The organism is Nocardia nova NBRC 15556, from assembly GCF_001613005.1.
Classification (GTDB): domain Bacteria; phylum Actinomycetota; class Actinomycetes; order Mycobacteriales; family Mycobacteriaceae; genus Nocardia; species Nocardia nova.
This window is the reverse complement of sequence record NZ_BDBN01000055.1, coordinates 33,147-46,620: the sequence shown is the minus strand read 5'-3', so window position 1 is coordinate 46,620 and position 13,474 is coordinate 33,147. Positions and strand designations below refer to the sequence as shown.

15 protein-coding genes are annotated in these 13,474 nt (G+C 67.1%); 10 read left to right on the top strand and 5 right to left on the bottom strand.

Annotation, left to right across the window (positions count from 1 at the left end; all coding sequences use genetic code 11):
- Window positions 1–352: 352 nt before the first annotated feature.
- The gene (locus NN2_RS21945; RefSeq protein WP_063015751.1) at window positions 353–787 is read left to right on the top strand and encodes a hypothetical protein; all 435 of its coding nucleotides are present in this window, start codon (window positions 353–355) and stop codon (window positions 785–787) included.
- 76 nt (window positions 788–863) lie between these two features.
- On the opposite strand, the gene NN2_RS21940 is transcribed toward NN2_RS21945, so the two are convergent.
- Window positions 864–1,529, bottom strand: coding sequence for a maleylpyruvate isomerase family mycothiol-dependent enzyme (locus NN2_RS21940; RefSeq protein WP_063015750.1), 666 nt, complete (start codon window positions 1,527–1,529; stop codon window positions 864–866).
- A gap of 164 nt (window positions 1,530–1,693) precedes the next feature.
- The gene (locus tag NN2_RS37815; protein ID WP_167356756.1) at window positions 1,694–1,861 is read right to left on the bottom strand and encodes a hypothetical protein; all 168 of its coding nucleotides are present in this window, start codon (window positions 1,859–1,861) and stop codon (window positions 1,694–1,696) included.
- A gap of 526 nt (window positions 1,862–2,387) precedes the next feature.
- Between NN2_RS37815 and NN2_RS37325 the strand changes: the two genes are divergently transcribed.
- The 4 genes from NN2_RS37325 to NN2_RS21915 all read left to right on the top strand — a co-directional run bounded on the left by NN2_RS37325 (window position 2,388) and on the right by NN2_RS21915 (window position 5,676).
- Window positions 2,388–3,119, top strand: a complete 732-nt coding sequence (locus tag NN2_RS37325) for a hypothetical protein (RefSeq protein ID WP_063015749.1) — start codon at window positions 2,388–2,390, stop codon at window positions 3,117–3,119.
- A 280-nt stretch (window positions 3,120–3,399) separates the two neighbouring features.
- Window positions 3,400–4,320 (top strand): NADP-dependent oxidoreductase, encoded by a 921-nt coding sequence (locus tag NN2_RS21925; protein ID WP_063015747.1) that lies wholly within the window; start codon window positions 3,400–3,402, stop codon window positions 4,318–4,320.
- A 110-nt stretch (window positions 4,321–4,430) separates the two neighbouring features.
- On the top strand, window positions 4,431–4,706 hold the full coding sequence (locus tag NN2_RS21920) for a hypothetical protein (protein ID WP_063015746.1): 276 nt from the start codon (window positions 4,431–4,433) through the stop codon (window positions 4,704–4,706).
- Window positions 4,707–4,941: 235 nt separating this feature from the next.
- The gene (locus tag NN2_RS21915; RefSeq protein WP_063015745.1) at window positions 4,942–5,676 is read left to right on the top strand and encodes an SDR family oxidoreductase; all 735 of its coding nucleotides are present in this window, start codon (window positions 4,942–4,944) and stop codon (window positions 5,674–5,676) included.
- 239 nt (window positions 5,677–5,915) lie between these two features.
- Here NN2_RS21915 and NN2_RS21910 read toward each other — a convergent pair whose 3' ends face one another.
- Window positions 5,916–7,016: a TIGR03857 family LLM class F420-dependent oxidoreductase gene (locus NN2_RS21910; protein WP_082857171.1), complete on the bottom strand. Its 1,101-nt coding sequence runs from the start codon at window positions 7,014–7,016 to the stop codon at window positions 5,916–5,918.
- Window positions 7,017–7,422: 406 nt separating this feature from the next.
- On the opposite strand from NN2_RS21910, the gene NN2_RS21905 reads away from it, so the two are divergent.
- Genes NN2_RS21905 through NN2_RS37320 form a run of 4 tightly spaced genes read left to right on the top strand, consistent with a single transcriptional unit; the run spans window position 7,423 to window position 10,845 of the window.
- A complete protein-coding gene (locus tag NN2_RS21905; RefSeq protein ID WP_063015744.1) occupies window positions 7,423–8,607 on the top strand; it encodes an acyl-CoA dehydrogenase family protein in 1,185 nt (394 codons plus the stop codon).
- A gap of 48 nt (window positions 8,608–8,655) precedes the next feature.
- On the top strand, window positions 8,656–9,561 hold the full coding sequence (locus NN2_RS21900) for a VOC family protein (protein WP_063015743.1): 906 nt from the start codon (window positions 8,656–8,658) through the stop codon (window positions 9,559–9,561).
- Between the two features lie 13 nt (window positions 9,562–9,574).
- Complete coding sequence (locus NN2_RS21895; protein WP_063015742.1) at window positions 9,575–10,711, top strand: 3-ketosteroid-9-alpha-monooxygenase, oxygenase component; 1,137 nt, start codon at window positions 9,575–9,577, stop codon at window positions 10,709–10,711.
- Window positions 10,708–10,845, top strand: a complete 138-nt coding sequence (locus NN2_RS37320) for a hypothetical protein (RefSeq protein ID WP_156511404.1) — start codon at window positions 10,708–10,710, stop codon at window positions 10,843–10,845. Before NN2_RS21895 ends, NN2_RS37320 begins: the two co-directional genes overlap by 4 nt.
- Window positions 10,846–10,968: 123 nt before the next feature.
- On the opposite strand, the gene NN2_RS21890 is transcribed toward NN2_RS37320, so the two are convergent.
- Entirely contained in the window at window positions 10,969–11,751 is a 783-nt protein-coding gene (locus NN2_RS21890; RefSeq protein WP_063015741.1) for an IclR family transcriptional regulator, read from the bottom strand.
- Between the two features lie 107 nt (window positions 11,752–11,858).
- Between NN2_RS21890 and NN2_RS21885 the strand changes: the two genes are divergently transcribed.
- Window positions 11,859–12,494 carry a TetR/AcrR family transcriptional regulator gene (locus tag NN2_RS21885; RefSeq protein WP_063910836.1) on the top strand — a complete coding sequence of 212 codons (636 nt, stop codon included), beginning with the start codon at window positions 11,859–11,861 and terminating at the stop codon, window positions 12,492–12,494.
- A 40-nt stretch (window positions 12,495–12,534) separates the two neighbouring features.
- Here NN2_RS21885 and NN2_RS21880 read toward each other — a convergent pair whose 3' ends face one another.
- Window positions 12,535–13,401: an alpha/beta fold hydrolase gene (locus NN2_RS21880; protein ID WP_063015740.1), complete on the bottom strand. Its 867-nt coding sequence runs from the start codon at window positions 13,399–13,401 to the stop codon at window positions 12,535–12,537.
- Window positions 13,402–13,474 lie beyond the last annotated feature (73 nt).

The following is a 13,474-nucleotide window of genomic DNA, read 5'->3' as shown; positions in this document are numbered from 1 at the left end:
CCTCCAAGACTCGCGACCGGCTCTGCTGGACATATCGACTGTAGGATTTTATGTCGATACCCGAGGAGTTTCGCAATATTTCGTATTTGCCGATGAATTGCTCATGATTTTCTCGAATATTCGATCGGCTGTGTGTTGGCGATGGAGTGCCGGACGAGGTCGCGCCGGCGTCCAGGAGTCCCACGGCGCGCAGGGGCGGAGACCTCGTCCGAAGGCGTTGGGCGGGATCGGTTCCGGAGGCCGGGACACCGCCGTGCATCCGAAGCGCTTGCCGAGACTGCTGTTTGACGATCCGGAAGCGGGTTATTTCCCAACTACACCAGTCCATCGATGTTGAGAATCGGTAGTAGCCATGATCGTATTCATCGGGTTGATCATTCTGTTCGCCGCGCTGGTCGTCGGAATCGCCGCAGCGTTGGCCAATTCCGGCGACACGCACGTGCTGGCGAGCGAATTCACCGTGTTCGGAGCCCATTTCACCCCTACTCAGAACGAACTGTTCGCCGCCGGTGCCGCGGTCGGTGCCGTCGGCATGCTCGGCCTGGGCATCGCCCTGAGCGGGGCGTTCTCCTCCGCGCGCCGGCATGCGGAGATACGCCGCGAACTGCGGCAGTCGCGCCGCGAAATGACCGCCACTCGTCAGGATCTCGCGAAGACACCGCCGGCGCAGCCGGCCGTCGCGAAGACCGCGCCCGCGGAATCGGCGGCCACGCCGAAGCCGCGGCTGCGCAATCCCTTCACCCGGCGCGGAACCGGGATGTCGCGCAGCGCGCAACCTCAACCCTGATCGCCGCACCGCGCGCGTGAGGAGGCCCGGAATGCACTGAGCTACAGCGTATTCCGGGCCTCATCCCGGTCCGGACTCATGCGATGGTGTGATCGGTGGCCGTGCTCAGCCGATCGCGCAGAACGGCCGCTCCGGAACCGGAGAGGTCGTCGCAGTAGGTGATTCGGCCGGCCATCGCCATGGTCAGTGCGATCGTGCTGCCGGCGACCGGTGAACCGGTCCCGGCTGTGAAGGGGCCGTCGGTCGCCTCCAGCCGCAACCCCTCGATCCTGCTGCGGCTGGACACGGTGAAATTGCGTCCGGCGTAGAAGCGGGCGACCACGGTGGCGGCGTCCACGGAGGGCGTGCCGGACAGTCCGAGGGGGCGGCGGATGTCCTGCGCGTGGACCACCACCTCACCGAGCCAGGCCGCGGTATGTCCCGACGGCGCGACCGTGCTGGTGGCGACGGCTCGAAACCGTGCCAGAGTTTCGGCGGGGGTCGCGCCCCGATGCTCGGCGAGTCGCCGATCGTTGTGCTCGTCGAAGTCGAACCTGGCGCCGAGCACACTCCGGAGCCAGCGAAACCGGCCGATGGTGGCCGTCGCGGTGAGGTGGGCGACGACCTCCTCCACCGTCCACTCCCCGCACAACGTCGGCCGGTCCCATTGCTGCTCGTCCAAGCCGGCGAGCTCTTCGGCCAGCGCTGCCCGTTCGGCCCGGACCATAGCCCAGATATCCGCGCGAGCGATCCTGTTCGACATCCACGACCTCCAGTCCGGGTGCCCGCGCCGCTGATCAACGGTGTCCCCGCAGGGCGGACGAGCGTTCCCACTACAGACGAAGGGGCGGAGGCGAATTCATCGGCTCGGCGGTTGCGATATCGGCGGTGTGCGCCCGAACCGTCGACCGTCTCGTTTCCGGCGCGTCACGAACGCTGCACGAACCTGAGGTAGAACGCGGCGAACACCAGCACGATCCCGATATTCACCAGCAGCCGCGCCCAGAAATGGTGTCTGAAGAACAGCACGTCCACGCCGACCACGACGGCCACCAGTGCGAGCACGTAGACAACAACCGTCGCCTGTCTTCCCATGACCTCTTTTCTACGCCGAGTAGCCGCCGTGGAAGAGGATTTCGAGCAAGGCGGCCCACGATCCGACCCGTCTACTCGGCCGCCGGTCCCGTGCTCGGGTCCTGAGCGTAGCCCGTCGCGGTGAACCCGCTCGCGATCGACGGCAGCTTGACAGCTAATCGGAAGCCTGCGTGGCGAAACCGGTCCCGGAGAGCGCGGAAGCGTTGCGGATCGCGTTCCGATCGGACTCTGCCACAAATTTGCCGATAATTCGTAGTCGACCGCGCCGCACGCTGGGATTCACGGTTTCGGGCGGCGAAATCGTCATTCGATCGACGCACGTGGATTCGCCGTTTCTCCACTGCCCGGTCCGGGTTGGAGCTTAAACTACCTCAGCCGCAACGTGCACAACCATTCGAGAGGGTCGGGAAAAACTCGAAGATAAACACCCGGGAGGTGTGAAATGCCGGAGACTGGTCATCGGCGCATGTCACGTCCATTGTTGATTGCGAGCATGTTGCCGCTTGCGGTCTTTCTAGGCACGGGAGTGGCCACGGCGTCTCCCGGCGATCTCGTTATCACCCCGGCCGACGCCGCGCAGGCACCCGCTGTGCCGCCGCTGGCAGTGGACTGGCAAACACTGGCGCACGATGTGCAGGGGTTGATTCCCGTCCCGGTGCCGCTGCCCCTGCCGCCCGCCGACGCTCCTGTCGTCCAGGGCAATTCGGCCGTCGCCCCGCAGAACGCACCCGGCGACGACGGATCGGCCCAGGCGGCGACAGCAGACGTGCCGTCCGTCGCCACCGCGGCTGCTGCCGTCACGGCCCCGGCGCCCGTCGACACGACGGCCGCGTCGCCGGCCCCGATCGCGGATGCGCTGCCCGTCGAGGACCAGCATCCGATCGAGACGTTCTGTGAACAGGTTCCCGCCGATCCCGATCGCTGTGCCGCCACGGTGGTCGATGCCGGGGTCGGTGCGGCCATCGGTGCAGGCATCGGCGCGGCGGTGTCCGCGCCCCTCGCGATCCCCGCCGCGGCGCTCGGTGCGGCGGCCGGATTCGTCGTCGGTATCCCGTTCCTGCCGACCGGTCTGGTGGCCGGCCCCCTGATCGGCGCGGCCGTCGGCGCCGCGGTCGTCGCCGCACCCGCTGCCGCGCTCGGTGGGGCACTCGGTGCGGCGGTCGGCGCGATCGTCGGGATCACCGCGCCGCTCCCGCCGAAATCCACTCCCACCGATGCGCCTATCCCCGCCGATGCATCCACCCCCGCGGCGGCATAGCGCACGGTCACCGCGACGTCCCTACCCCCTCGCGGTCTTCGCGACTGCGAGGGAATGGGGATGTCGTCAGCCGGAAGGCCGCACGTCATGCCGGAGGTCATCGACGGACTCCGGAACCGGCCCGAAAGTATCGACGGCACAGTGAATTCCGATGTGCTCGCGCATTTCGCCCCCGGCTTCCGGCGTCCGACGGCGGTCGAGAGCGTTCTCGGCTCGCCCCGGCCGAGCCGGCCCGACTATCTGCCGCTGCCGACGGGGATGTCCCGGGAAGGACTCCAGCATGCGAGCGATGACCGTGCGCGACCGTGATTCCGGTATCGCCGGGCTCACCTCGACCGATATGCCCTACCCGCACGCCGCGGAGAACGACGTCGTCGTGCGGGTGCACGCCGCCGGCTTCACGCCCGGCGAACTCGACTGGCCGACAACGTGGTCCGATCGTGCCGGCCGCGACCGGACACCCACCATCCCCGGACACGAGCTGGCCGGTGTCGTCGTCGAACTCGGCTACGGAACCACCGGTCTCACCGTCGGCCAGCGGGTATTCGGGCCGACCGACTGGGCGCGCAACGGATCGCTGGCCGAATACACCGCGGTGGAGGCCCGCAACCTCGCCCCGCTCGCGGTCGATATCGACTACATCGTGGCCGCCGCGCTGCCCATTTCCGGCCTGACCGCATGGCAGGGGTTGTTCGACCACGCCCACCTGACAACCGGCCGGACGGTCCTGATTCACGGCGCCGCAGGCGGTGTGGGCTCGATCGCGGTGCAACTCGCGCGCGAGGTGGGCGCGCACGTGATCGGCACCGGCCGAGTCGGCGACCGTGACCTCGTCCTCGGACTCGGCGCACAGGCCTTTCTCGATCTGGACAGCGACGACCTCCGGGACGCCGGTGCGGTGGATGTCGTCTTCGACGTGATCGGCGGCGCGATCCTCGAGCGCTCGACCGAACTGGTCCGTCCCGGTGGCACTCTCGTCACCATCGCCATGCCGCCGACCACGCAGCCCAGGGACGGGCGCGCCGTCTTCTTCGTCGTCGAACCCGACCGCGCGCGGCTGGCCGATCTCGCCCAGCGGGTGCGGTCGGGGCGGCTCGAGCCCATCGTCGGCTCCGTGCGACCGCTCGCCGACACGGCGTCCGCATTCGCTCGCCGCCACCGCACACCGGGCCGGACGATCATCCGGGTCGCCGACGAGTAGCGGGACACGACCTCGACGCCGATGTCGATGATCTGCTGCGCGCGGCGATCCGGCGCGCGGCGCAGCTGCCCGCCACCCACGGTGCCGAGCTGCGCACGATCCGCCAGATCGTGCTGAATCTGGGCGCATTCGGCGGCGGTGCCGCCCTGCGCGACCGGGAGTGCAGCGCCTTGTATGCCCGGCAAGCCGCACTACTACGGCGCGGTCAGGACCATGGACAGCTGCGCGCGGACCTCGATCCGCAGCTGTTGGCGGTGACGTATCAGGGGATGGTCGACAGCATGCTCGACTATCTGGACACCAATCCGGATGTCGACCCCCTGACCTATGCCGACCATGTCGCCGATGTCCTCCTCGCCGGAATCACGCCGCCCGGAAAACGATGAGCCGTGGCGGCCGCGTCCGCGTCGGATCACGAGATGGCCGCAACTCGGCGGCGGCGTCGAAACCCTCCCCTCGGAGGCCCCCGGCAGGCGACCGCGCGTCGATAGTATTGCCGCGCTCGACTACGACGCCGCCACGGTGATCGCGCCCCGTCCACCGATGCCGGCAGCACGCGGAAAAACCTGTCGCCCCAGGCAATCCGGGGCCTCCGAGTTCGAACCCAACCGTAGGAGCAGCATGAAAGTCTCCGTCATCGGCACCGGACTGATCGGCTCCCAGGTGATCCAGCGCCTCACGGCCGCAGGACACGAGGCATCCGGGCACGCCCGCTCGACCGGCCTCGACCTGCTCACCGGGCAGGGCCTCGACGACGCGCTCAGCGGCGCCGAGGTCGTCGTGAACGTGACCAATTCACCGACCTTCGACGATGCGTCCATCGACTTCTTCCGCACCACGGTGACCAATCTGCTGGCCGCCGCGGAGGCGGCCGGTGTCGGGCATCTCGTGACGTTGTCCATCGTCGGTGTCGACCGTGTGCCGGCCCTGGCCTACTACCGGGCGAAAACCCTGCAGGAGAATCTGGTCGAGGCGGGGCCGATTCCGTACTCGATCGTGCGCGCCACCCAGTTCATGGAGTTCGTCGCACCGACGATGGACGCGACCACCGACGGCGACGCCGTGCGCCTGCCCGCCACCCCGATCCAGCCGATCAGCTCCGCGGAGGTCGCCGCCGAGGTCGCGGAGGTGGCCGCCGGCGCACCACTGCGGGGCATTCGCAATATCGCGGGTCCGGATGTCTTCGCTCTCGACGAACTCGGCCGCATCACACTGGAAGCCACCGGCGACCACCGCCACGTCGTCACCGACAACACCGCGGGCCTGTTCGCCGCGGTCGAAGGCGATGAGCTGACAGCGCCCCCGGACGCCCACCTGGCCAGCACCCACTACCGCGACTGGCTGCGCTCGCACTGACCGGACGCGCCTGCCGGTTTGCGCAGGGCATCGGTACCTTCGACATCGTTAATGGCGGGCCTGGGGCGGACCTGCGTGGCTTCGCCGCGGCGACCGGTCCGGGCGGGGGAACCGATCGAACTCGTCCACGGCGACATCCACGGTCTCGACCTTCCCGATGCCGTCGTCGACCGCACACACCGAGCGGGTGCTGCAAGGCGAAGGCCGGACCTAGGGTCGGTGCGGCGACCGGACTGCCCTCACGTCCGGCCGGTGCGGTAGGCGTCGAGGATCGGTGCCAGTTCGTCCGGGGTGGCGCCGTGCAGGATGACTCGGTCTGCGCCGTAACCGAATTCGTCGCGGATGCGGCGGGCGCACTGTTCTGGGCTTCCGGTGGCGGCGGCTGCGAGCCACTCGTCCGGAATCAGGCCGGCGATGTGTTCGATCTGGGTGACGCCGGCCTTGCTGTCGATTCCGCCGGCGACCGATTGCACGATCGGGTCGGCACGGAAGCGTTGCAGCACAGCGGGATCCCAGTCATTTGTGCGAACCAGGAGGTCGCCGTAGCCCTGGAGATAGGTCGCGAGGCGTGCCACTGTCTTCTTCAGGCGCAGTTCCTCGGGCAGGTGGTCGCCGACGGTGGCCAGGCAGGACCACACTCGCACCGTGGCGGGGTCCCGTCCGGCTCGTTCGGCAGCCGTTTTTACCGTGGTGACGCAGCGCTGCAGGGTCTGTGGCGTGAAGTAGGTGTGCAGGATGACGTCGTCGAAGACGCGGCCGCCGAGTTCGAGTGTGCGCGGTCCGAAGGCGACCAGTCCGAGCGGGATGTGTTCGCGAAAATCGCTGTCCAGGAACAGAACCGGGTATTTCCCGATCGGCCCGTCGTGGCCGATCACGGCTTCACCGCGCCACAGCCGTCTCATCACGCCGGCGAAATCCTCCAGTTGCGCGGTCGTCACCGCGGGAATGCCGAAGCCGGCATAGAGCGCGCCGATGCCGCGGCCGATGCCGAGGGTGAAGCGGCCTCCCGACAGGCGATGCATGGTGGTCGCCCACGAGCCGGTGATGAGCGGGTGGCGTGTGTTGTGGTTGGTGGCCGCGGTGGCGATCCGCATGCGTGTGGTGACGGCGCATGCCGCACCGGTCAGTGAGGATGCTTCCTTGATATTCCATCGTTCCGAGATGAACGCGGTGCCCAGGCCGAGCTCCTCGCCTCGGCGGGCCTCCTGGACCAGCGCCGCGGGCCCCTCACCCGCCGCTCCCGCGAGAAGATAGTAGCCGAGTTCCGAAAGTTGTTCGGGCACAGACGAATCGGCGTCGAGCCGCTCTGGTCGGCCGCTGCCGTCGGAGGGGTCGGTCATCTGCGAGTCCTTTCTCGTTGCGGACCACTGCGCGGATGGTCGATCTCCTGCGGGTGAAGAACCTCGCGGCGTCCGTGATCGCCTCCTCGATCGGGTGTGGTGTCCCGCCGAGTTCGCGTTCGGCTTCGGTCACCGGCTCTCCGATCACAGGGCCTGTTCGCCACGACGCGTCGGAACTGCGGCACCCGAGAGGGGATGTGGCTTGCGGACTCACCGAAAATAGACACGTGTCTTGCCGAGTGTCAACAGTCTGCGGTGGGTAAGGCGCGGACGCCGGCGCGCACATCCGCCCGGCGCCGCTACGCGAATCCGGTTGGGTCCGCGATCAGCTCGGGCGGTGATCCGGTGTTCCGATGAGTAGGAGACTCACGTCACAAATGCGGGTTCAGCGGCCAAGCTGAGCTGTATGTCCAACACAGTGATCGGCAATATCGACAGAATCGCCGAGGAGATCCGCAACGGGGCCGACGAGGGTGACTCGCTCGGCCGGCTGCCCGACGACATGGCCAAAGGGCTGAAGGACGCGGGCGTCATCCGGATGCTGCAGCGCAAGAAGTACAACGGCTACGAGGCGCATCCGCGCGAGTTCGCCGAGACGGTGATGAAGACCGCGAGCCTCTACGGTTCGGCGGGCTGGGTGGCCGGCATCGTCGGCGTGCACCCGTGGCAGCTCGCCTTCGCCGATCCCAAGGTGCAGGAGGAAGTTCTCGGCGCGGACACCGACACCTGGATGGCATCACCGTATATGCCCGGTGGTGTCGCGGTTCCTGCCGACGGCGGATACGTCATGAGCGGGCGCTGGCAGTTCTCCTCCGGCACCGATCACTGTGACTGGATCTTCCTCGGCGCTTTGGTCGGCGACGCGGACGGCAAACCGATCATGCCGCCGCAGCCCCTGCATGTGATCCTGCCCCGCTCGGACTACGAGATCGTGGCGGACTCCTGGGATGTGGTGGGGCTGCGGGGCACCGGCAGCAAGGACATCGTGGTGCGAGACGCGTTCATCCCCGATTACCGGGTGATGGACCAGGGCAAGGTCATCGACGGCAGTGCCGCCGTGGAATACGGCGTCACCGAGACCCTGTACAAGATGCCGTGGTCGACCATGTTCCCGCTGGGCATCACCTCGGCGACGATCGGCATCTGTGAGGGCGTGCTGGCCGCCGGCATCGACTATCAGCGAAATCGGGTGGGGGCCACCGGAACTCTGGTCAAGGACGATCCCTACGTTCTGCACGCGCTCGGCGAATCCGCATCGGAGATCGATGCCGCCCGTCAGCAGCTGCTCGCCAACGTCGACCGCATCTGGGACCTGGTCGACGCGGGCAAGGAGATCGATTTCGCGATGCGCGCCGCAGTGCGCCGGGATCAGATCCGGTCGGCATGGCGGGCGGTCCGGGCCGCCGACGACATCTTCGACCGCGCCGGAGGCAACGCGCTGCGCATGGACAATGCGCTGCAACGGTTCTGGCGCGACGCTCACGCGGGGTTGCACCACGCCATCCACGTCACCAGCACGACCTATCACGCGTCGGCCATGGCCTCGCTGGGTGTGGAAGTACCGCAGGGTCCCCTGCGCGTGATGATCTGACCGAGCGAACCGAATGCGAGTTGTCTTCATGAGTGAAAGCAGTTGTCCATGAGTGAAATCAAGGGGCTCGGCTACATCCGGGTGCTCGCCACGGATGTGGATCGCTGGCGGGAGCTGGGCTTCGATGTGCTCGGCTTCGCACCGGGATTCGGGGACGAAAAGGACGCGCTGCATTTCCGGATGGACGAGCGCCCGTCGCGGATCACCGTCGAACGTTCCGATGTCGACCGGGTGAGCGCGGTCGGCTGGGAATTGCGGGACGGGCCGGCGTTGCGCCGGCTGGAAGCGACATTGCGGGACGCCGGATACGAATACACCGCCATGTCACAGGAATTGGCCGACCGCCGCAAGGTCGAAGCCGGTATCTGCATGACCGACCCCGGTGGCACGCCGCTGGAGTTCTTCCACGGTCCGGCACTCGAGCACAGTCCGGTGGTCACCAAATACGCGCAGCGATTCGTCACCGGCGCACAGGGACTCGGGCACGTGGTGATGCCGACCGCCAACTTCGAGGAGTCCTACACCTTCTACACCGAGACGCTGGGCTTTCTGTCGCGCGGGGCGTTCCGGATGCCCTCACCTCCCGGTGCCGGACCGCTGCGGATCAGGTTCCTGGGAGTGAATCAGCGCCATCACAGCCTGGCGATCATGCCCGCGCTGGAAGGCCGTGATCCCGGGTTGATTCACGTGATGGTCGAGGTCGATTCGCTCGATGCCGTCGGGCAGGCCCTCGACCAGGTGATGGCACGGGATTTCCCGGTGTCGTCGACACTCGGCCGCCACACCAACGACAAAATGGTGTCCTTCTACGTCGGGGTGCCCGGCGGCTGGGATATCGAATACGGCACCGCGGGCGAATTGGTCGACGAGTCCTATTACACCGCCGAGGAGATCACCGCCGACAGCTATTGGGGACATGAATGGCTGTGGGCCAAGCAGATGAAACAGGCGTGAAAGGACGGTGGACATGACAACGACGCATGACGAGGTACGCCGGATCGAGGCAGGGGCAGTGCCCACGCGATTCGCCCGCGGCTGGCATTGTCTCGGGCTGATCAGAGACTTCGCCGACGGACGGCCGCATTCGATCCGGGCCTTCGGTACCAAGCTGGTGGTGTTCCGCGGTGAGGACGGCCGGGTCAACGTGCTCGACGCGTTCTGCCGGCATATGGGCGGCGACCTGTCCGACGGCGAGGTCAAGGGCAACGAGATCGCCTGCCCCTTCCACGACTGGCGCTGGGGCGGCAACGGGCGCTGCAAGCAGATCCCGTACGCCCGCCGGGTGCCGCCACTGGCGCGCACCAGGGCCTGGACGACGCTCGAGCAGGACGGCATGTTGTTCGTCTGGAACGATCCGGAGGGCAATCCGCCGCCGGAGGACGTCACCATCCCGCGGATCGCGGGTGCGGGCGCCGACAACTGGACCGATTGGCACTGGTACACCACGGTGGTCGACACGAATTGCCGCGAAATCATCGACAACGTCGTGGATATGGCGCATTTCTTCTACATCCACGGCTCCCTGCCGACCTTCTTCAAGAATGTCTTCGAGGGACCGGTGGCGACCCAGTACTTCGAAAGCGGCGCTCGCGCCGACCTACCCGGACCGGTGGGCCAGCCGCAACTGCTCGGCACCTCGTCGGTGGCCTCCTACTATGGGCCGTCGTTCATGATCGACGACCTCGTCTATCACTACGAACACGGCGACTACAAAACCGTGTTGCTCAACTGCCACTATCCGATCGACGAGAATTCGTTCGTCCTGCAGTACGGCATCATCGTGGAAAAGTCCGACACGCTGCCCGAGGATCAGGCGATGGCCACTGCCGTCGCGCTCGGCGACTGGGTCAAGCTCGGCTTCGAGCAGGACGTCGCGATCTGGAAGAGCAAGGCGCGCATCGACAATCCGCTGCTCTGCGAGGAAGACGGCCCGGTATATCAGCTGCGCCGCTGGTATCAGCAGTTCTACGTCGATGTCGGCGATGTCGCTCCCGAAATGGTCGACAGGTTCGAATTCGAACTCGACACCACGCGACCGCTGGCGGGCTGGGAGGAGCAGGTCCGCGAGAACATCGCCCGCAAAGCGGCGGAGGCGACTTCGTGACGCCGATCGACGAACGCGTTCGGGAGGTGCCGATGGCGCCGGTCGAGTGCCGGCAGTGCTCGCAACTTCGCGAATCCATCCGGGCTGCCGCGGAATCCGGGGAACTGCGCGTACTCGACAGCGCGGTGAGCTGAGCGCGGAGGCAACGGGCCCCTGCCGTCATCCGACGGCAGGGGCCCTTTCTGCTGCGCGTGCCCGAAGGTGCGATGCTCTGCCATCCCGCGGGAGGACGCATCGCTGCATCGGCGCAGCGACCGTCAGACGCGCACCGCCCGCGGCTCGATCCGGCGCGAGGCCGAGGCCGCGCGCCGGATCTCGTTCGCCGCCAGGCGCACTTCCGATACGACCGCCGTGGTTTTGATCGAGCGCGTCGGACCGCACAGGGACACCGCCATGCGACCGCGGTCCACGTCGATGTCGAGCGCGGCCGCTACCACGGTGACTCCCAGTGCGCAGCCCTGCGAGTCCACGGCGACCCCGCTGCGATCGCGGACCTTCTCCAACTCGCGTTCCAGTTGCCGGCGAGTCCGCACGCTGTAGCGGGTGGGGGCGACGGCGAACGGCAACTCGGGCCACTGCTCCGGATCCATCGCCGCGAGCAGCGCATGACCGGCCGCGGTGAGTTCGACGGGCTGGCGTGCGCCGACCGCCCACTGCCGCCCCGGCATCGGCCAGGCTCCGACTCGATGGAGATGCAGGATTTCCGCGCCCGACAGCAGGCTCAGATGTGCGGTCAGACCCGTGCGCCGGTGCAATCCGGTCATGACGGCCGTCGCCACGTCGTTGAGGCTGCGCTGGCGCACCACCTGCGACCCGAACTCGAACATCCTTATGCCCAGCACATATTCGAAGCCGTGGCGTTCCACCCAGCCGAGTTCCACGAGCCGCTGCAGGATTCGATGCGCGGACGAGCGAGGCAGTTGGGACCGCCGTGTGATGTCGGCCAGCGTCATGGGCCGCTGTCCGACGAATGCTTCCAGCAGCGACGCCACGCGATCGATCATCGCGTTGGGGGTTTGTTCGAGCTGCACCGTTGCCATCTGTTGCCTCCAACCGCCACACAACGGCAGAATGTGACTATATGTCAGATTCTGACAGGCTTGAGTGTAAGCGTTACCGTGGACTGCGATCAAGGAGGACAGAGGTCGTGAGCAAGTCGTCCAGGCCGACGCTGACCGAACGCCGCGCGGAGGAACTGCGTCTGGCCATCGCGAACACCGCGCGCGATATGTTCGTCGCCGACGGTGACACCTCCGCGACCGTGGAGCGCATCTGCGAGACGGTCGGCATCGCGCCGAGGACTTTCCATCGCCACTTCCCGGTGAAGGAAGACGTCATGGGGCCGTTGTTCCGGCGCAGCCAGGCGATCATCATCGACTTCCTGAAGAATGCGCCGGCCGACGCCGACGTCGCCGAAACGCTGGCGCGCGCGTTCACCACCGAGGTCTACAAGCGCCGGACGCCCGAGTCCGACCGCACATTCATGACGTTGATGATCCATACGCCGCAGTACCGTTTGCGCTGGCTCGAATGGGGCGAGCAGCTCTGCGAGCCGATCACGGAATTCCTTTCGGCGAGAGTCGAACTCGGCGACGATCCGTTTCTGCGCCGACTTCCGGCGGAGCTGATCGTGCACACCAGCCGTCAGGCCTACATCCAGTGGGTCGACCAGGAGGTCGGCGGCGATTTCTCCGAGGTGGAGGCTTTGCAGCTGCGCGGCATGAAGATGCTGCTCGTCGGTCTGCGAGCGGTGATGGGGCAGCCCTCGGCGCCGGTCCCGTAGCCGCACAACAGGTGCGGCGGAACCGGCGCCGGCACTGTGGCTAGCGGGCGAGGAACGCCGAGACGGTCGCCTCCCACGCCTGCTTCTGCTCGATCATCACCCAGTGCCCGCAGTTCGGGAAGATGTGCACCTCGCCGTGCGGCAGGGTCCGCATCGCGATCAACGACATGTCGACCGGGCTCACCCGGTCGTCACGCCCCCACGTGATCAGCGTCGGAACGGAGATCCGGCGCAAGTTCGCCCAGCCCGGTGTGACATCGGCGGCACGCGCCGCCTCCGCCATCCGTGCCAGCGCCGCACGTCCGTACATCCGCCGCGAATTCTCCAGGACGCCGGGTTCGGTGGCCTGCTGCCAGCGCTGTTCGATCAGCTCCTCGGTGAGCATGTTCTGGTCGTAGACCATCGAGCGCAGCCAGGCGACCAAGCTGTCGCGGGTCGGATTCTCGACGAACTCACTGAGCCGGATGATTCCCTCGCCGGGCTGCGGACCGAAGATCGTGGTGCCGATGCCGCCGATGGTCACCAGGCGCTCGACTCGCTGCGGCGCGGCGAGAGCGAATTCCGTTGCCACGAAACCGCCCATCGAGTTCCCGATGATCCGGACGGTCTCGAGTCCGAGCCCGTCGAGGAACGCGGTGACCGCCTGCTGCGCCGACATCATCGGATGTGCCGCGCCGAAGTCGTCGCTGACCCCGAATCCGGGGAACTCGAGAACGAGCGTGCGGTACTGCTGTGCGAACGTCGGCACGTTACCGCTGAAGTTGCGCCAGCCGGTGACACCGGGTCCGGATCCGTGCAGCATCAGCAGCGGCGGGCCCTCGCCGGTGTCGCGGTAGCGCAGGACGCCGTGTTCGGTGGGCAATTCCAGCAGTTCGGGGACGGCGTGGGCGTCGACGGAGGTACTCATATGCCGAGCCTGCCATCGCCGAGGCGCGGCACCGGCGATATTTCCCGTTCAGCGGTCGGCTAATTCTGACATT